This is a genomic window from Nocardia carnea, assembly GCF_029868325.1.
In the GTDB taxonomy this organism is placed as follows: domain Bacteria; phylum Actinomycetota; class Actinomycetes; order Mycobacteriales; family Mycobacteriaceae; genus Nocardia; species Nocardia carnea_C.
Genome location: NZ_JARWNW010000314.1, coordinates 52834 through 71878, shown reverse-complemented (window position 1 = coordinate 71878; position 19045 = coordinate 52834). Strand labels below are relative to the sequence as shown.

Sequence of the window (19045 nt, the reverse complement as noted above, 5' to 3'; positions counted from 1 at the left end):
GTGTGGTGGGGCTGCCGGCCGGCGTCCTCCGGTGGTTGGTGCTGTGCCTGGCCGCCCCGGGCCCGCGCGCGGGGCGCGCGGCCCCCCTGCCCCCCGCCCCGCGGCGGTGAGTCAGGCCTGGCCTGCCACCTGCTCACGGGCCCAGCGGTAGTCGGCTTTACCCGCGGGGCTGCGCATGATCTCGGGCCGGAACACTACGGCTTTCGGAAGCTTGTAGCGCGCGAGGGACTGCCCGGCGTGGGCGATCAACTCGTCGGCACCGGTCGTAGCGCCCTCGACGAGTTCGACGACGGCCACTACTTCCTGGCCCCAGCGCTCGCTCGGGCGGCCCACCACCAGCACATCGGCCACGGCCGGATGCGAGGAGATCGCGATCTCCACCTCCTCGGCGAAGATCTTCTCGCCGCCGGAGTTGATGGTCATGGAGTCGCGGCCCAGCAGTTCGACCGAGCCGTCGGCGAGGAGACGGGCGCGGTCGCCGGGCAGGACGTAGCGCACGCCGTCGATCACCGGGAACGTTGCGGCGGTCTTTTTCGCATCGCCCTTGTAACCGAGCGGGGTGAACCGGCGTTGCGCCAGCCAGCCGATCCCGTCGTGGCCGGGCTCCAGCACAGACCCGAAATCCTCAGCGACAACCCGGGTATCGGCGCCCGCCGAGAATTTCCCGGTCGAGACGAATCCGGCGGCGGATACGTGGTGCATTTGCGCACCGGTCTCCGAGGAACCGACACCGTCGAGCACTGCCAGACCCGGCACCGCCGCGATCCAGCGTTCTTTGACGGCGGGGCTGAGCACCGCACCGCCGTTGGCGAGCGCCACCATCGAAGACATATCCGCGCCACCGGCTTCCACGGCGGCCAGCACCGGACGCGCCAGCGCATCGCCCACCACCATGGCGACCGAAACTTTCTCCCGTTCGATGGTGCGCACGATCTCGTCGGCGTCGATGCGGTCGGTGACCGAGGGCAGCACGATCGTCTGGCCGGTGGTCATGGCCGTGAGCACCGCCCACTGTGCCGCGCCGTGGATCAGCGGCGGGATCACCATCAGTTTCATCCCCGGATTGGCGCGCGCCCGGTTCGCGATTTCGTCGTGGGAGGCGATCGTGGCGCCGCTGCTCGCATCGCGGCCGCCGCAGGCTCCCATATAGATATCGTGCTGGCGCCACAGCACACCCTTCGGCATTCCGGTGGTGCCGCCGGTGTAGAGCACGTAGAGGTCGTCCGGGGAGGGTTCGACCGGTAGCGGTTCGGGTTCGGTGGCGGCGAGCACCGTTTCGTAGTCGACGGCGCCGTCGAGCAGGTCGTTACCGGACGAGTCGGCGATCTGGATCAGCACCCGCAGACCGGGCAGGTCCGGCAGTACCTCGGCGAGTGTCGGCGCGAACGCGGCGTGGTAGACCAGCGCGGTGGCGCCGGAATCGGCGAGCAGGTACTGCAATTCGTTCTCGACGTAGCGGTAGTTGACATTGAACGGCGCCACCCGCGCCCGGAACGCGCCGATCATGCTTTCGACGAACTCGGGCCCGTTGTAGGCGTAGATGCCCAGGAGATCCTGGCCGACTTCGTGATTCGCCAGATCCGGCCGTTCGGTACGGCATCCCAGCCCTTGGGCGTGCAGATAGGCCGCCAGGCGCCGGGAACGGTCGGCGACCTGGGCGTAGGTGTGCCGGCGCTCGCCTTGCACGATCAGTTCCCGGTCCGGGATCACGGCGGCGGCGGTATCGGTGGCGGATACGAGTGTGAACTGTGGTTCGGTTCCGGTCGCAGAAGTTGGGGACAACGGTGACTCCTCGTTCGTCTGGTTCGCGATGGCGCAGGCCGGATCACGTCCGGGGATTTGTGTCCGGGCTACCTGTAGCGGGCTCGGCCGCCGGGGGTGTGGCGGGCGGCGTGACCTGGCCGTCGGTGGTGGGCGTCGCGAGAGGGTGGACGGCCGACGCGGTGAGGCCGTCCGTCGTCAGTGGGACCGGAGCTGTGCGCAGCCGCCGGTGGACGCGTCGGCGGGCACGGCGCAGTGCGAGACCGATGAGACGCTCGGTCCACCGGCCGAAGGGTGGTGCGGCGAGGCTGGTGATCGGTACGGGCAGGTCGGTGCCGACCACTGTGCGATGGTGGCTGAAGGTGTCGAATCCGGCTTTGCCGTGGTAGGCGCCCATCCCGCTCTCGCCGACGCCACCGAACGGTGCGTCGTCGGGAAACATCTGGATGGCGAATTCGTTGCGGGCCACCCCGCCGCTGCGAGTATTCGAGACGAAGGTACGGAAATCGGCCCGGTCCGGGCCGTACCAGTAGGCGACCAGCGGCGCGGGCCGCCGGTTGATGTAGTCGATGACCTCGTTCAGTTCCCGGTAGGGCAACACGGTGAGGACCGGACCGAACACCTCTTCCGAGGTGATGGCCATTTCGTCGGCCGCCTCCCGGACAATCGTCGGCGCGATCTTGCGCAGCTCCGGATCGGGCAGGGCTTCGCCGGGCGGAGCGATCGACTCCACGCGGGCGCCACGCTCGCGCGCATCGTCGATCAGCCCGACGACCCGCTCGTAGTTCGCGGTGTTCACCACCGCGGTGTAGTCGTCATTGCCGATGATTTCGGGGAACATCCGCCGCCAGGCACCGGCCAGGGCGTCGACGAAGGGTTCCATCCGGTCCTGCGGCACCAGCACGTAATCCGGGCAGACGCAGACCTGCCCGCCGTTGACCATCCGTGCCCGGGCGATCCGCTCGGCGGCCCGGGTGAGATCGGCGTCGGCGGAGACGACCACCGGGTTTTTCCCACCGAGCTCCAGTGTCACCGGAACCAGGTTGTGCGCCGCGGCCCGCTGTACGAGCCGGCCGACCCGGGTGGAACCGGTGAAAAACAGGTGGTCGAACGGCAGTTCGGTGAAGGCCGCGCCCACCTCTGGACCGCCGGTGACCACCGCGAGCTCGGTTTCGTCGAAGTACTGTTCCGCGAGCCGCCGGGTGAGTTCCGCGGTGTGCGCGGTGATCTCCGACATCTTGATCATCACCCGGTTCCCGGCGGCGAACGCGGTCGCGGCGGGCAGGATCACCAGGTTGAGCGGGAAATTCCAGGGGCCGACTATCCCGACCACTCCGAGCGGGGACGGCCGGACCTCCGCGCGGATCCCGTACAGGCGGGCCGCCCGGTCCGGCCGCCGCGGCCGCATCCAGCGGGTCAGGTGGGAACGGACGTATTCGATGGCGGTGAGCATGCCCATGATCTCGGCGAACAGAGTGCCGGTCCGGGAGCGCGTACCGAAATCCGCGACGAGCGCGTCGACATAGGCATCGGTGTTGTCCAGGACCATGGCGACCAGCCGGTCGATGCGATCCCGGCGGACCTCGGCACTCGGCGGGCCCTCGTGCAGGAACGCCTGCCGCTGGGCCGCCAGGGTCGCGGCCGGCTCGCGGCGCTCGCCCGCCTGTACGGTCTCGGCCCCTTCCACGGGTATCTCCGGGGTATTGCTGTTCATCGAAACGCTCCGAGGTAGCTCCCGCCGCCGGGCGGTGGAGAGAGGTTGACGTACGCACTGTCAGCCGAGGTCCAGGGGACCGCCGTCGATCACGGCGCCGAGCCGGCCGATATCAATGCCCAGATCCGCCGTCGCCGCCCGGCAGGCCGCCACATCCTTGCGGAGGAAGGGGGCCACCACCTGTTCGAACGTCACCAGCCCGCCGGTGCGGCCGATCGCACCGGCCGCGTAGCTCCGGCCGCTGGATACGGCCAGGGCGTCCAGCAGCTGCTGCTCGCCGATACCGAGGCGGGTGCCCAGTTCGAGTGCGGCGGCGGCCATCTGGGCGTTCGCCGCGAACAGAGCGTTGTTCACCAGTTTGACGCTCAATGCGGTGCCGAGCGCACCGGTCGCGATAACGGTGCTCGCATACGATTCGAGCACCGGCCGGGCCCGCGCGACCGCGTCCGCGTCACCACCGAGTAGCACGGTGAGTTTTCCGGCGGCGATATCGTCGGCCGAACCGCTCACCGGCCCGTCCAGCAGCATCGGGCCGCCGGGATGGCCGGCGGCCAGTTCGGTCACGGTGCTGACCGTGCCGGTGGTATGCGAGACCACGACCGCGTCGCGCGGCGCTGCGGCGAGCACCCCGCCGGGTCCGGCGAGGACCTCGACGAGCTGGGCATCGGAGAACAGGCAGGCGATCACGATATCGGCCGACGATGCGGCCGCGGCGGCGGAATCGACCACCGCCGCCCCGCCTTCGCGCAGCCGTTCTCGCACCGAGTCACGCCGGGCGTACACCTGCACCCGGTGGCCCGCGGCGACCAGCCGGTACACCATCGGCTCCCCCATACGGCCCGCCCCGACAAACCCGACGACCTGCGACATCGGCGCTCCTCACTCGCGATCGGCCCGAGTTCGCCGCCGCGCGGCCGGGCGGCACAATATCCGGACAGAGAGATATCCAGTAACAGCAACAGTAACACTGCCCGAGCGGGCCCGGGGCCAGTTCGCACATTCCACCGGCACGAACCGCAACTCGACTCCGGACCCGGCGGACCTCACCGTTTCGCCTGCAATACCGTTGCACTTACGATATTGACTACAATATGTATTTTTGGTTGGCTCCTCGCCGAGCCCGCGCGGTCGGCGCGGCCGTGCGCGCGGACCTGGGACGCGATCACCGCCGAATCGTGGCGGGACGTCATCGATATCAACGTCACCGGTCCCCGGAACATCGTCGCCGCCGGCGCCCGCCACGTCGTCGACGGCGGTCACGGTGGCTCGATCATCCTGATCAGCCCCGCCGCGGACATGAAAACGCGGCCGTTCATGGAGTACTACGCCGCGAGCAAACACGCCGTCGCCGGGATGGCCCAGGCACTGGCCGCCGAACTCGGCCGACACAGTATCCGGGTCAACAGCGCGCACCCGGCGCCGGCCACGCCGATGGGTGGCGACGAGACCTCGCCGTCGCCCTCACCAGCACAGCCGACCGCGGCGGCGACCCGCGGACCCATACCGTTCTGCACGCCGATTTTCCTACTCTTGGAGACTGAGCCCATGCGTGAAGTAGTGATCTGCGAACCGGTCCGCACCCCGATCGGGCGTTACGGCGGGATGTTCGCCGGGCTCAGCGCGGTCGAACTCGGTGTCACCGCGCTGCGCGGCCTCCTCGAACGGACCGGACTGGACCCGGCGCTCGTCCAGGACGTCATCGTCGGCCACTGTTACCCGTCCAGCGAGGCTCCGGCCATCGGGCGGGTCGTCGCCCTCGACGCCGGTCTGCCGGTCACGGTGGGCGGTATGCAGATCGACCGCCGCTGCGGGTCCGGTCTGCAGGCCGTGATCCAGGCGGTGCTGCAGGTGGGCAGCGGATCGCACGACCTGGTAGTCGCCGGTGGCGCCGAAAGCATGAGCAATGCCGCGTTCTTTTCCCTGGATATGCGCTGGGGCGGTGCCCGTGGGGGTGTCCGGATCCACGACAGTCTGGTGCGGGGGCGCGAAACCGCGGGCGGGCAGCACTATCCGGTACCCGGCGGCATGCTGGAGACCGCGGAGAATCTGCGCCGCACCTACGCAATTCCCCGCGTCGAGCAGGACCAGCTGGCCGTGCGCTCCCATCAGCGCGCCGTCGCGGCGGCCGAGAGCGGCGCCTGCGCAGAGCAGATCGTGCCCACCACGGTCCGGTCCCGGGACGGCGGGAACGTCGTGGAGCACGACGAACACCCGCGCGCGGACACCACCGTCGAGGCATTGGCCCGGCTGAAACCGGTACGCGCCGAACTCGACCCGAAATCGACAGTGACGGCGGGCAATTCCAGCGGCCAGAACGATGCGGCCGCCATGTGCCTGGTCACCACCCGCGACCGCGCCGAACAGCTCGGCCTCACCCCACTGGTGAAACTCACCTCGTGGGCTGTCGCCGGTGTCGAGCCGAAGGTGATGGGGATCGGCCCGGTCCCCGCCACCGAGGCTGCGCTCGGCCTGGCCGGTCTCACCCTGGCCGATATCGACCTGATCGAACTCAACGAGGCCTTCGCCGCCCAGGCACTGGCGGTGCTGCGCGAATGGAAGTTCGGCGCCGCCGACCTCGAACGGATCAATGTGCACGGTTCCGGCATCTCGCTCGGCCACCCGGTGGGCGCCACCGGTGTCCGGATGCTGGCCACTCTCGCCCGGGAGATGCACCACCGCGACGCGCGATACGGTCTGGAGACCATGTGTATCGGCGGCGGCCAAGGCTTGGCCGCGATCTTCGAGAAAGTGGTCTGACGGTGCCCACGCCGCAATCGGTCGCCGATTCTATCGACCCGAACGGCCCCGTAACGGACGCCGAATATGTGTGCTGCAAAAACGGTCATGACTGGACGACTGCCGCTCGGCGCCGGCGTTTTCCCGAGCTGTCCCTGGGCCTGCGGTTCACCGGTATCCTGTGGGCCGGCGCGACCGACTCCCCGAAACGGACGAACCCATGAAACTCGCACGCACGCACGGGCTCACCGATGTTCAGAACGAAATTCTGGCCACCGTCCGCACCTTCGTGGACAAGGAGATCATCCCGAACGCCCAGGAACTCGAACACACCGACACCTACCCCCAGGAGATCGTCGATCGGATCGCCGAGATGGGGCTGTTCGGGATCATGATCCCCGAGGAGTACGGCGGACTCGGCGAATCCCTGCTCACTTACGCGCTGTGCGTCGAAGAACTCGCCCGCGGCTGGATGAGCGTATCGGGTGTGATCAATACCCATTTCATCCTGGCCTACCTGCTACGCCACCACGGCACCGAAGAACAGAAACGAACCTACCTACCCCGAATGGCCACCGGGGAGATCCGCGGCGCGTTCTCGATGTCGGAACCCGAACTGGGCTCCGATGTCGCCGCAATCCGCACCAAAGCCGTCCGCGGCGAAGCCGGCGACTACACGATCGACGGCCGCAAGATGTGGATCACCAACGGCTCCACCGCCAACCTCGTCGCGGTTCTCGTCCGCACCGAAGAAGGCCACGAGAAACCCCACGACAACCTCACGACATTCCTGGTCGAAAAGCCCACCGGCTACGGCACGGTTGCCCCCGGGCTCACCATTCCGGGAAAAATCCACAAAATGGGGTACAAGGGCATCGACACCACCGAATTGCTGTTCGACGGATACCCCGCCGCCGCCGATACAGTTCTCGGCGGTGTCAGCGGCCGGGGTTTCCGTCAGATGATGGACGGGATCGAAGTCGGCCGCGTCAATGTCGCCGCCCGTGCCTGCGGAATCGCTTTGCGTGCTTTCGAACTCGGCTCCCGCTACGCCCAGCAGCGCTCCACCTTCGGTAAACCGATCGTCGAACACCAGGCCATCGAATTCTCTCTCGCCGAAATGGCCACCAAGGTGGAAGCCGCCCACCTCATGATGGTCAACGCCGCCCGCCTGAAAGATTCCGGCGAACGCAACGACGTCGCCGCCGGAATGGCGAAATACCTCGCCAGTGAATTCTGCAACGAGGTCACCCAGGCGAGCTTCCGCATCCACGGCGGCTACGGCTACTCCACCGAATACGAAATCGAACGCCTCATGCGCGAGGCCCCCTTCATGCTCATCGGCGAGGGCACCAGCGAAATCCAGAAACGCATCATCGCCAAGGGAGTCATGCGCGACTACCGCCTGTGAGAACCGGCTGTTTATCACCCCTCATCGGGGTCACGATCTACTACCGTCGACAAGTATGAGCGATACCCGCGCCGGCACGTGCGTTGCCCATCGGTCGACTCTCCGAGACCGCCGGGCATGCACGGCGCCGGAGTTCGCGCGGCCCGCGATACGATCGGCCGCGTCAGCAGCGGCAGGCGGTGATGGACGGCAATGACTGGTCCGCAGCAGCTACGTCATCGAATCTTCGCCCGGCACGCCCACCCGATCAGCGCCTGGTCTCGGCTGTTGACCACGCCACTGGTGGTCGCGGCGCCCTGGACCCGGCGGACGGACGTGACCGCCGGAGTTCTGGTCTGGTTCGCCATCAACCCGATCATCACACCCGAACCCGCCGATCGGACCTCGCTCGCGACCCGGGCCATCCTCGGCGAAGAAAGCTGGGTCGCCGATCCGGACCTCGACCGGACGATCCTCGTCCTGAACGCTCTGGGTTTCGCCGCCCTGAGCGGTGCGATATTGGCCGCCTGGCATCGACGAAAGACCCCTGCCCTGCTCGGCACAGCCGCCTCGATGATGCTCACGCTGTGCTGCTGGCTGCGCTACGCCGACCTCTACGACAAAGTTCGGGATGCTGCCTGACGGATCGCTTCATCAGCGACGGAGGCGGATATTCGGCAGGGATACCGGCCGCCGCTCGACAGCCACACCCGAGCGGCGCCCGAGGGAATTCGTGCTGCTCCGGGAAACGCCTGCACGCCAGTGCGCTCCTCGCACACTCGACCGCCGTCGCTGGGCCAGGGCAAGCGCACCTGAGATGCCCGTGCGACACATTCACCATACTGTAATCTATACGGTTATCGATACCGTAATATGGTCCGCGAGCATCGTGCGCCGCGGGGCAGGAGGACGCTATGAACGAGGTCGACGGGCAGCACAACGCCCCCAGTACGGAACTGGGCCACCGGGCAGGCGAACGCGCCGAATCCCGGATGCTCATCGGCGCGGAGCTGGTAGCGGCCGCCTCGGGCGAAACGTTCGACAACGTCAGCCCCGCCACCGGCCAGGTGCTCGGCAGTACAGCCGCGGCCGGCGCCGGCGATATGCTCCGCGCGATCGCCGCGGCCCGGCACGCCTTCGACAGGACCGACTGGTCCACGAACCGAGCACTGCGGCAGCGCTGCCTGGAACAACTACAGCAGGCGCTGGAAGCCGAGAGCGAATTCCTGCGCGAGGAACTCGTGGCCGAGGTCGGCTGCCCCATCGCCACCACGCGGATCGCGCAATTGGACTGGCCGCTGGCCGAAGCGCTGCGTTACCCCGCAGGATTGATCGATGAATTCCAGTGGGAGCGTGAACTGTCCGGCGGTGGCCTGTTCGGTGACCGCAACGTCCGCACGGTTGTCCAGGAGCCGGTGGGAGTGGTCGCCGCGATCTGCCCGTCGAACTTCCCGGTCGAGGTGATGCTCAACAAACTGGGCCCGGCGCTGGCCGCGGGCAATACGGTCGTGCTGAAGCCGGACCCGAACACGCCGTGGAACGCGACCCGGCTCGGCCGGCTAGTCGCCGAGCGCACCGATTTCCCCGCCGGTGTGGTGAATATCGTCCCCACCCCGTCGAACGAGGTCGGCGAACTCCTGGCCACCGATCCGCGCGTCGATCTCATCTCCTTCACGGGTTCGACCGCGGTCGGCCGCATGCTCATGCGCCGCGGCGCCGACACCATGAAGCGGACATTTCTCGAACTGGGCGGCAAATCCGCCCTCATCGTATGCGAGGACGCCGACCCCCGGGCCGCGCTGCGCAGCGCGGCCGGTGTCTGCGTGCACGCCGGACAGGCCTGCGCCGCGACGAGCCGCATGCTGGTGCACCGATCAATGTTCGACGAAATGATCAGCGGTGTCGCGGCCGCATTCCAGGCGGTACCCATAGGCGACCCGGCGCTGCCGGAAACCATGGTCGGGCCGTTGATCAGCGCGACCCAGCGCACCAAAGTACTCGATGCCTACGACCGGGCGGTCCGCGACGGCGCCCGCCTCGTCATCGGCGGCGGCACGCCGAAGGACCTGCCGCCCCATCTGGCCGACGGCCACTACGTCGAACCGACCGTATTCGTCTGCGAAGACCCGAGCCTGCCCATCGCGCGGGAGGAGATCTTCGGTCCGGTGCTGGTGATGACGCCGTTCACCGACGACGACGAGGCGGTACGGCTCGCCAACGACAGCGAATACGGTCTCGCCGGTGCGGTGCTGTCCGCCTCGGCCGACCGCGGAATGGGTATCGCGCGCCGGATCCGGACCGGGGCCGTCGGGGTCAACGGCGGCATGTACTACGGCGCCGACGCCCCGTTCGGCGGCTACAAGAACAGCGGTGTCGGCCGGCAATGCGGCCTGGAGGGTTTCCAGCAGTACCTCGAAACGAAAACCATCGGTCACCGGGTCGCGGCCCGCGGCTGACCACTCGAACAGACAGACACGATCACAGAACAATCGGAAGGACGGTCCGGTGGCAAAACCGGATGGCAATGTGGCGGTGGTCTCGGGCGCAGCACGCGGGCAGGGACGGTCACACGCGGTCGAACTCGCCGCCGCGGGGGCGAGCGTTATCGCCCCCGATATCTGCGCGGATCTCGAGGGCGATACCTACCCGCCGGCGCGGCCGGAAGACCTGGAGGAAACCGCCCGGCTGATCGAAAAGGCGGGCGTGCGAGCGCGTCCGACCATCGTCGACGTACGCGAGCGCAGCGCGGTGCGGAACGCGATCGCGCAAGGTGTCCAGGCCTTGGGGCGGCTGGATATCGTGGTCGCCGACGCCGGGATCGCTCCCATGGGCAAGTGCCAGACGATCCGGTCCTGGTCCGACACCATCGACACCGACCTCGTCGGTGTTTTCCAACGCTGAAACTCGGTAGCCGATAGTCTCACCCGGCCGCATGTGCGTGTTCGCGGGATCATGCGATAGGACGGCCGCCTCGTAGCCGCAACCTACCGAGGCGCTCGCTTCACTCGCCGGTCCACCGTGGTGGCCGCTTCTCGAAGAACGCGCCGACCCCCTCTCTGACATCGCGCGAGGTCAACAGTCGCTGATGGGCGGCATTCGAACGTGCCCATGCCGCGGTCTCGTCTCCGTGGATCTCCTGGTTGACGATGGCGAGCGCCTCACGAACAGCCAGCGGCGCATTGCCGCAGATTTCTTCCGCGAGGGCTACGGCGGCGTCGAGGGCGCCGCCCGGCTCGGTCAGCTCGTTCACCAAGCCCAGGCGCTCCGCGCGCTGGGCCGGCAGGTCCCGTGCCGTCAGCAGCATTTCCCGGGCAATGTTCGCGGGCAGGAGCCGGGCAGCCCGGAATGCCCCGCCGAAATCCGGCACGAGACCGCGTTTCGGCTCGGGCAAACCGAATCGCGCGGTCCGCGAGGCCACGACGAGGTCGCAGCTCAGCACGAGTTCGAAGCCGCCACCGAGCGCGAACCCTTCGACCGCCGCGATGAGGGGTTTGGTGCGGCGGCGCTGAATGAGCCCAGCGATTCCGCCCCGGGGCGTGGGCTCCCCGGGGCCGGTGGCCAAGTCGGCGCCGGCGCAGAAGAACTCCGCACCGCCGGTCAGCACCGCGCACCACAGATCGGGATCGTCCTCGAATTCGTTGAACGCGGCGTCCAGACCGGCGGTGATCGATGGGTCGATCGCGTTGCGTTTCGCCGCCCGCGTCATCGTGATGATCTGCACACGGCCGCGCCGTTCGACAACGACAGCGTCCCGACCGGTCACGACACGGCCCCCGGGGCAGTGGCATCGGTCATCCGGGGTCGGTGGTCGGCCATCGTTCGTCCTTCGCGGTAGGAGCTTGTCGCTGCCCGAAACTGTGCCATAACCACACCGCAGCGAAGTACTGCGACGGGATATCGAGTTGTCCGGCGCTGCATCCCGTGCGGTCATGTCCGCCCCGGATGCGCACCCGGCTCACGGAACGATTGCCGAGCGTGTCACCGGTTGCGGTACTTCCTGTCGTGCGAAGATCCCGCGACGCAGGGCGGTCAGCAGGGCATCGCGTGTCTCGTCCGGGCGGATGAGTTCGTCGAAACCCATATGCTCGGCGGAGTGGTAGGACGCCAGTAGTTCCCGCTCCCGCAACTGCGCCGCGATATCTTCGTCCGCGCCCGAGGCCAGTCCGAGGGCCGCCGCGCTCATCGCCCCCATGGTCGCGCCGGGGTAGGCGAAGGTCGCTGTCTGATCGTCGAAACCGATCAGCGACATGACCATCGAACCGAACCCGTACGCCTTGCGCAGCGTGACGTGCAGTTTGATCGTGGTCGCCGTGGTCTGGGCGACGAACATCCGGGCGCCCGCGCGCAGCACGCCTTCGCGTTCGGATTCACTGCCGGGCAGCATGCCGGGATTATCGGCGAGGAATACCAGTGGCAGGTGGAAGGAATCCGCCACCGAGATGAAATGCGCGGCCTTGTCGGCGGCCGCGGCGTCGATGGAGCCGGCGAGTACCTGCGGCTGGTTGGCGACCACCGCCACGGGATGCCCGCCGAGATGGGCGAGGGCGCAGACGATCGCGGTGCCGTAGCCGGGCTGCACCTCGAACCAGTCCGGGGTGTCTAGCACCGCGTCGAGGACGGCCCGGATGTCGTAGGTGTTGCGGTTGTCCCGCGAGATGATGTCCAGCAGTTCGGGGGTCGGCCGCGGTTCGGTGGAATCGTCGGAGAGCAGCGCGGGCGGATACGACCATGCGCTGGACGGGAAATAGGACAGGTACCGCCGGATATCGTCGAGTGCGTCCTCGTCGTTGTCGGCCAGGTTGTGGATCAGGCCGCTCGGCACCGCGACACCCGGGCCGCCGAGGTCTTCTTTGCTGATGTCCTCACCCGTCGATTCCCGGACTACCGGCGGGCCCGCGGTGAAAATGGCGCCCTGCCGGCTCATGATCGCGAAATCCGATACCGGGGCGATGAGCGCGCCGTGGCCGGCCGAGGCGCCGAGTACCCCGGTGACCATCGGTACCCGGCCCGAACACCGGGCCTGGGCGAGCAGATCGGTGGGGGTCCGTCCGTAGTGCGCGCCGGTGGGCCGGAACCCCGCGCCCTCCAGCAGCATCACCAGCGGGACCTTGTTTCGTACGGCGAGTTCGGCCAGGCGATAGCGTTTGGCGTTGCTGCCCGGCGCGATGGTTCCCGCCACGGTGGTGAAATCCTCCGCACCGACCATGACCGGCGCCCCATCGATCAGGCCCGAGCCGGTGACGACGGCGTCAGCGGCGATCTCACCGCCGACCAGCGAGCCGAACTCCTGAAACGTCCCGGGATCGAGCAGGTGCGTGATCCGCTCCCGCGCCGTCAGCTTGCCCTTCGCCCGATGTTTGGCCACCCGCTCGGGACCGCCCATGGCCGCCGACCGCTCCCGGCGGCCGTCGAGATCCTCGAGCGTTTCCTTCCAGCCTCGCGCATCTGTCATTCTTGTCCCTCTCAGCGCAGTGGTCGGCTCATCGCAGCAGGTTGTGATCGGCGGATACGGGTTCCGGTGTGGTCGGCCCGGCTGCGGGTCCGGTCGTAGTCGAACTTACTGTCGCCGCGACCTCGGCGGTGACTTCGTCCCACCCACCGCATACCGCGCCACCGCTTCACACTGTACTGTAACTTATACCGTTGTATTTACAGTCCCCTTTCGGGGAGGGGCACGGGCGGCGCCGCCGACCCGGACGGCCCGGCTCGCACGCTGGACCTGTACGCACAACAAGCGCCGTACAGATGAACGAACGGGAGTGCACGACGATGGATCTGGGACTCGCTGACGCAACCGCGGTCGTGGTGGGCGGCAGCAGCGGAATGGGACTCGCCACCGCGCGCTGCCTCGCCGAGGAGGGCGCCCGCGTAGCGGTGATCGGGCGATCGGCAACCGGCGTCGCGGACGCCGCCCGCCACCTCACCGAGCGCGGCAGCCCAGAAGCGTTCGGCCTGACCGCGGACGTACGCGATTCTGCCGCGGTCACCGCACTCTTCGACGAACTGGACGACCGCTGGGGCGGTCGGCTGAACGTACTGGTCAATGCGGTCGGGCCGAACGTCCAGGGCACGTTCGACACCCTCTCCCCGGACCAATGGCGCGAGGCGATCGATCACGGTGCGATGACAATGGTGCACTGCGCCCAGGCCGCGCTGCCACTGCTCCGCCGGGCCGAATGGGCCCGCATCGTGCACTTCTCCGCGCATTCCACCCAGCGCCAGAGCACAGGGCTGGTGGCCTACACCGCCGCCAAGGCGATGGTCACCAGCATTTCCAAAAACCTGTCCCTACTGCTGGCACCGGAGGAGATCCTGGTCAACGTGGTCTCACCGGGTACCTTCGTGACACCGGCGCTGCAGAACTGGGCCCACTCGATCGGCGTGGACAGTGCCGCCCCCTACCAACTCATGACGGCGATCGGCGAACATTTCGGGCATCCCGCCCAGATGCCCCGCGCCGGGCTACCCGAGGAAATCGGCCCGGTGGTCGCCTTTCTCGCCTCCCGCCGCAACTCGTACATGACAGGCGCCAACATCAATGTCGACGGTGGCTCGGATTTCACCTGATGAAGGGAGTTCGGCCACTGTGGACCGGGCCGCGTCACGCTGGTGCGTACGTCCGCCGGGCTCGGCCGGCATCTTTCCCGCGGTGAGACCGGCGATACCCGCCACGATGATCGCCGTCGTACCCGGCCGGAAAACACCCACGGTGCGCCCCATCAGGTGGTGACGATTGTGGCACCGGCAGTTCCGGGCGCACCGTAGAGCAGCGCCAAGCCCGCATTGGGTTCGTTCGGCACCTGCCGCTCCCCTGCGGTGCCGCGCAGCTGCAACACCAGCTCGTGCAGCTGCCGCAACCCCGAGGCACCGATCGGCTCGCCGTTGGCGATGAGCCCGCCGTCGGTGTTCACCGGTATCGAGCCGGAGATCTCGGTGGCACCCTCGGCGATCAGCTTCTCCTGGTCGCCGTGCGCGCACAGACCGGTTTCCGCCATATGGATCACTTCGGCACCGGCATCGGTGTCCTGTAACTGGGCGACGTCGATATCGGTCGGCGCGATACCGGCGGACTCGAACGCGGCGCGGGCGGCGTAGACCGACGGCGCGACATCCTCTTGCACCGGCGCATAGGTCGTATTCACCTCGTAGGCACCGTATTTGCGGGTGCGGATCTCGACCGCCCGCACGTACACCGGCTTGGCGGTGAACCGGTGTGCCAGGTCCGCCCGGCACATGATCACGGCGGCCGCGCCCTCGTCCGGCGCACAGAACATGTAGTGCGTGAGCGGGTAGTTGAGCATCGGCGCCGCCAGGATATCGTCTTCGGCGATCGGCTTACGCCGGAACGCGTTCGGGTTCAGCACGCCGTTGCGATAGTTCTTCGCCGCGGCCTTGGCCAGGGTGCGCTGGGAGATTCCGTGATCGTGCAGGTACCGGTTGGCCTTCATACCGAAGAACTGGGTAGTCAGGTACTGGCCGTTCTCGCCGTACCATTTCGGCATCCCGACGACGGTGGGATCGACGGTGAACGCACCGCGCGGATGCTTGTCCAGGCCGATCGCGATGCCGATATCGTATTTGCCGAGCCGGATCGCGTCGGCGCAGGCCTCGGTGGCGCCGGCGGCGGTCGCACAGGCGTTGAACACGTTGGTGAACGGCACGCCGGTGAGCCCCATCAGGCTCACGATGGCATCGGGATTGGCGACTTCCCAGCTGCCACCCACCGCGAACTGGATATCCTTCCACTCCAGCCCCGCGTCACCCAAGGCGGCCCGGATGGCATCCGCGCCCATCTGCATCGCAGTCTTACCTTCGAAGCGGCCGAACGGGTGCAGGCCGACACCGATGATCGCGACATCGTTGCTCATCTGAAAACTCCTGGTCGTCTACAGCGGCTGGAAGGCGAAGGTGAGGACCTCGTTGCCGTCGGCATCGGTGCCGAGCGGCACGGTGGTCAGGCCGACCCGCATACCGAATTCCAGTTTGTGCGGGTCGTTCTCGGTGAGCCTGCCTTCCACCCGGATGACGTCGCCGAGCTGCACCAGCCCGACGCCGAATGGAACGAACGTCTTCGCCGTCTCGTCGCCGAGATAGGGCGGTCCGGGCAGGAACCCCTGGGTTGTCCAGGCCACCAGGACGCCCTCGTTCGGCAGATCGATGGGCTCGACCGCCGGCCGGCTGCACCGCGGGCACAGCTGCTGTACCGGGAAGACCGTCGCCTCGCAGTCACCGCAGGCCCCGCCTACGAGCCGGAAGTCACCATCCGGCCATGTCGATATCTCCGGTGCGATCATTCGCTGCATCGTTGTCGTCCTCGCTTCTACCGATAGCCTTACCGTTAAGCCGTCCAGGCAATGACCCGTACCGCATCCGGCCATGCAATGGTAGCTTACGGTAATATCAACGGTAACCATTTCGACCCGCTAGTTGCGAGGTGGATTCATGAGCTCGAAAATTCCCGGTGACCTCGAGGACCTGCTGCACCGGCCCCTCGTGGGCGTCCTCGCGACCGTGCCACCCGACGGGTCACCGGAGCAGGCACCGATGCGCTTCACCTGGGACGGCGCACATCTGCGCATGAGCCATACGATCCCGCGCCGGAAGTTCACCAGCCTGCAGGCCAATCCGAACTACTCGTTCCTGCTCACCGACCCGGATGCGCCGGAACGCTGCCTGGAGATTCGCGGCTGGCTGGTGACCGTGGAAGGCGACGAGGACGGAAAGTTCTATGCCGAACTGGGCGAGCGCTACGGCGACACCGGCGGCGAGCCGCCCGCGGACGTCGACGACCGGGTCGTCCTGATTCTCGACGCCACCAGATTCGTCGCCAAATAGCCGTTCAGGAGATACCGATATGACTCGAGCCCCCGATATTCCGATCTTCGACGCCGACGCGCATATGTACGAGACGGCCGATGCCCTGACCAGGTACCTGCCCGAGCGGTACCGGCAGGCGGTGCAGTACGCCCGCATAGGGCGCCACACCCGGATCGCGATCAACGGCCGGATCACCGACTTCATCCCGAACCCGACCTTCGAGCGGGTCGCCGCGCCCGGCGCACACGAGAAGTTCTTCGCCGGAGAGAACACCGAGGGCTTGACCCTGCGGGAGATGCAGGGCGAGGCCATCGAGGCCCCGGCCGCCACCCGCAACCCCGCGGACCGGATCGCCGAACTCGATCGCCAGGGCGTCCGGGAGACGCTCAACTACCCCACCCTCGCCAGCCTGGTCGAGCATTCCGCGGCCGACGACCCCGAGCTGACCATGGCGATCATCCACGCGCTGAACCGATGGATGCTGGAGCACTGGAGCTACGTCTACGAGGACCGGATATTCAGCACCCCGATCATAAACTGCGCCGAGGTCGACGGCGCCCGGCGAGAGTTGCAGTACATCCTGGACAACGGCGCGAAGGTCGCACTGATCAAACCGGCGCCGGTGAAAGGCGTGAACGGCTGGCGTTCGCCCGCCCTGCCCGAATTCGATCCGTTCTGGCGCGACGTGGAGGACGCGGGGCTGCCGATCGTGCTGCACGCCGGCCAGCCGCCACTGGACGAATACGTCAACAAATGGGAACCGCCCGCCACGAAGAACTTCATGGCCATGAGCTCGTTCCGCTGGCTGGCCCTCGGGCACCGGGAGATCTCGGACATGATCGGCAGCCTCATCTGCCACGGCACCCTCACCCGGTTCCCCCGGTTGCGCATCGCCAGCGTCGAGAACGGCAGCTCGTGGATCCACCCGCTGTTCCACGACCTGGCCGATCTGACCAAGAAGATGCCGCAGAACTTCCCGGAGGACCCGCTCGAGGTATTCCGCCGCAATATCTGGGTGAGCCCGTTCTGGGAGGGCTCGGTCGCCGATGTGGTCGACACCGTCGGCTGGGACCGGGTGATGTTCGGCTCGGATTACCCGCATCCGGAGGGGTTGCCCGAGCCGAAGGCGTACTGGAAATACGCCGAGGGTATGGACAACCGGCGGACCTGGGATTTCCTGGGCGACAATGCCCGCCGGTTCCTCGGCCTGCCGATCGAGAATCCGGACCCCGCCGCCGCCGAACCACCGGCAACAGCCGCACCGGCAGCGTTATAGTTTTTCTTACAGTAAAGGGCTCGAAGGGAGTACCTCCGTGGACAAGAACGATATGATCCTCGTCAGCGTCGACGACCACATCATCGAACCGCCCGATATGTTCGCCAACCACCTGCCAGCGAAATACGCCGACGATGCGCCGCGCCTGGTCCGGATGGAGAACGGCGCCGATATGTGGAAGTTCCGGGATCGGGTGATCCCGAACGTGGCGCTCAATGCCGTCGCCGGCCGCCCGAAGGAGGAGTACGGCCTCGAACCGGAGGGTCTCGACGAGATCCGTCCCGGCTGTTACAACGTGGACGAACGGGTCAAGGATATGAACGCCGGCGGTGTGCTGGCGCAGATGAACTTCCCGTCCTTCCCCGGTTTCGCCGCCCGCCTGTTCGCCACCGAGGACTCGGACTTCTCGCTGGCACTGGTGCGGGCGTACAACGACTGGCATATCGACGAATGGTGCGGCGCCTACCCCGGCCGTTTCATCCCCATGGCGCTGCCGGTGATCTGGGACGCCGAACTGTGCGCCGAGGAAGTGCGCCGGGTATCGAAGAAAGGGGTGCATGCGCTCACCTTCACCGAGAATCCGGCCGCGCTCGGCTATCCGAGTTTCCACGACGAGTACTGGAATCCGCTGTGGAAAGCACTGGTGGACACCGACACCGTGCTCAATGTGCATATCGGCTCGTCCGGCAAACTCTCCATCCCCGCCACGGATTCCCCGCCGGATGTGATGATCACGCTGCAGCCGATGAACATCGTCTCCGCGGCGGCCGATCTGCTCTGGTCACGCCCGGTGAAGGAGTACCCCGACCTCAAGATCGGACTTTCCGAGGGCGGTACCGGCTGGATCCCCTACTTCCTGGAGCGCATCGACCGGACCTTCGATATGCACTCCACCTGGACGATGCAGGACTTCGGCGGCAAGCTGCCCAGCGAGGTGTTCCGCGAGCATTTCCTGACCTGCTTCATCAGTGACCCGATCGGGGTTCGGCTGCGCCACGAGATCGGCATAGACAATATCGCCTGGGAAATGGATTACCCGCACAGCGATTCCATGTGGCCGGGCGCACCCGAGGAACTCAACTCGGTATTCGAGGCCGAGAACGTCCCCGACGACGAGATCCACAAGATGACCCACCTCAATGCCATGAAGTGGTATTCGTTCGACCCCTTCACCCACGTGCCGAGGGAAAAGGCAACCGTCGGCGCTTTGCGCGCTGCCTCGGCCGGTCACGACGTCAGTATCAAGGCGCGCAGCCACCAGCAGACCACTGCCGCAGAGAAACTGGCCGCCTACCGCTCCCAGATCGACGCGGCCACCGCACACACCGCCACCGAATAGCGGCCCCCGGCG

General features: G+C 67.2%; 16 protein-coding genes and 1 pseudogene. 10 read left to right on the top strand and 7 right to left on the bottom strand.

Translation table 11 applies throughout. The features are described 5' to 3' along the window. Window positions 1–111 precede the first annotated feature (111 nt). Genes QH196_RS31425 through QH196_RS31415 form a run of 3 tightly spaced genes read right to left on the bottom strand, consistent with a single transcriptional unit; the run spans window position 112 to window position 4345 of the window. Complete coding sequence (locus QH196_RS31425; protein ID WP_280419478.1) at window positions 112–1782, bottom strand: acyl-CoA synthetase; 1671 nt, start codon at window positions 1780–1782, stop codon at window positions 112–114. A 43-nt stretch (window positions 1783–1825) separates the two neighbouring features. Next, complete coding sequence (locus QH196_RS31420; protein ID WP_280419477.1) at window positions 1826–3475, bottom strand: coniferyl aldehyde dehydrogenase; 1650 nt, start codon at window positions 3473–3475, stop codon at window positions 1826–1828. Window positions 3476–3535: 60 nt separating this feature from the next. Further along, window positions 3536–4345 carry an NAD(P)-dependent oxidoreductase gene (locus tag QH196_RS31415; protein ID WP_280419476.1) on the bottom strand — a complete coding sequence of 270 codons (810 nt, stop codon included), beginning with the start codon at window positions 4343–4345 and terminating at the stop codon, window positions 3536–3538. Between QH196_RS31415 and QH196_RS31410 the strand changes: the two are divergent. From QH196_RS31410 to QH196_RS31385, 6 genes and pseudogenes are all read left to right on the top strand, one after another. Next, window positions 4268–4891, top strand: a pseudogene (locus QH196_RS31410) (SDR family NAD(P)-dependent oxidoreductase); the annotation flags it as partial. The gene QH196_RS31415 and the pseudogene QH196_RS31410 overlap by 78 nt on opposite strands. Window positions 4892–5020: 129 nt before the next feature. Further along, complete coding sequence (locus QH196_RS31405) at window positions 5021–6232, top strand: acetyl-CoA C-acetyltransferase (RefSeq protein ID WP_280419483.1); 1212 nt, start codon at window positions 5021–5023, stop codon at window positions 6230–6232. 199 nt (window positions 6233–6431) lie between these two features. After that, on the top strand, window positions 6432–7622 hold the full coding sequence (locus tag QH196_RS31400) for an acyl-CoA dehydrogenase family protein (RefSeq protein WP_280419475.1): 1191 nt from the start codon (window positions 6432–6434) through the stop codon (window positions 7620–7622). 192 nt (window positions 7623–7814) lie between these two features. Continuing rightward, window positions 7815–8243 carry a DUF6653 family protein gene (locus QH196_RS31395; protein ID WP_280419474.1) on the top strand — a complete coding sequence of 143 codons (429 nt, stop codon included), beginning with the start codon at window positions 7815–7817 and terminating at the stop codon, window positions 8241–8243. 272 nt (window positions 8244–8515) lie between these two features. Next, a complete protein-coding gene (locus QH196_RS31390; protein ID WP_280419473.1) occupies window positions 8516–10057 on the top strand; it encodes an aldehyde dehydrogenase family protein in 1542 nt (513 codons plus the stop codon). 49 nt (window positions 10058–10106) lie between these two features. Beyond that, window positions 10107–10502, top strand: coding sequence for an SDR family NAD(P)-dependent oxidoreductase (locus tag QH196_RS31385; protein WP_280419472.1), 396 nt, complete (start codon window positions 10107–10109; stop codon window positions 10500–10502). Window positions 10503–10602: 100 nt separating this feature from the next. Here the strand turns inward: QH196_RS31385 and QH196_RS31380 are convergent, their stop codons facing one another. Next, window positions 10603–11322: an enoyl-CoA hydratase-related protein gene (locus tag QH196_RS31380; protein ID WP_280419471.1), complete on the bottom strand. Its 720-nt coding sequence runs from the start codon at window positions 11320–11322 to the stop codon at window positions 10603–10605. A gap of 234 nt (window positions 11323–11556) precedes the next feature. Continuing rightward, entirely contained in the window at window positions 11557–13053 is a 1497-nt protein-coding gene (locus tag QH196_RS31375) for an acyl-CoA carboxylase subunit beta (RefSeq protein ID WP_280419470.1), read from the bottom strand. A 317-nt stretch (window positions 13054–13370) separates the two neighbouring features. Here QH196_RS31375 and QH196_RS31370 point away from each other — a divergent pair, with 317 nt between their 5' ends. Continuing rightward, window positions 13371–14168 carry an SDR family NAD(P)-dependent oxidoreductase gene (locus QH196_RS31370; protein WP_280419482.1) on the top strand — a complete coding sequence of 266 codons (798 nt, stop codon included), beginning with the start codon at window positions 13371–13373 and terminating at the stop codon, window positions 14166–14168. Window positions 14169–14320: 152 nt separating this feature from the next. On the opposite strand, the gene QH196_RS31365 is transcribed toward QH196_RS31370, so the two are convergent. After that, window positions 14321–15469 carry a thiolase family protein gene (locus QH196_RS31365; RefSeq protein ID WP_280419469.1) on the bottom strand — a complete coding sequence of 383 codons (1149 nt, stop codon included), beginning with the start codon at window positions 15467–15469 and terminating at the stop codon, window positions 14321–14323. An 18-nt stretch (window positions 15470–15487) separates the two neighbouring features. Then, window positions 15488–15904: a Zn-ribbon domain-containing OB-fold protein gene (locus QH196_RS31360; RefSeq protein WP_062978326.1), complete on the bottom strand. Its 417-nt coding sequence runs from the start codon at window positions 15902–15904 to the stop codon at window positions 15488–15490. A 139-nt stretch (window positions 15905–16043) separates the two neighbouring features. Here QH196_RS31360 and QH196_RS31355 point away from each other — a divergent pair, with 139 nt between their 5' ends. From QH196_RS31355 to QH196_RS31345, 3 genes are read left to right on the top strand one after another with little or no spacing between them, the layout of a single operon-like run. After that, window positions 16044–16436, top strand: a complete 393-nt coding sequence (locus QH196_RS31355) for a pyridoxamine 5'-phosphate oxidase family protein (protein WP_280419468.1) — start codon at window positions 16044–16046, stop codon at window positions 16434–16436. A 19-nt stretch (window positions 16437–16455) separates the two neighbouring features. Beyond that, window positions 16456–17694 carry an amidohydrolase family protein gene (locus tag QH196_RS31350; RefSeq protein WP_280419467.1) on the top strand — a complete coding sequence of 413 codons (1239 nt, stop codon included), beginning with the start codon at window positions 16456–16458 and terminating at the stop codon, window positions 17692–17694. Window positions 17695–17731: 37 nt separating this feature from the next. Further along, the gene (locus tag QH196_RS31345; RefSeq protein ID WP_280419466.1) at window positions 17732–19033 is read left to right on the top strand and encodes an amidohydrolase family protein; all 1302 of its coding nucleotides are present in this window, start codon (window positions 17732–17734) and stop codon (window positions 19031–19033) included. Window positions 19034–19045: the final 12 nt, after the last annotated feature.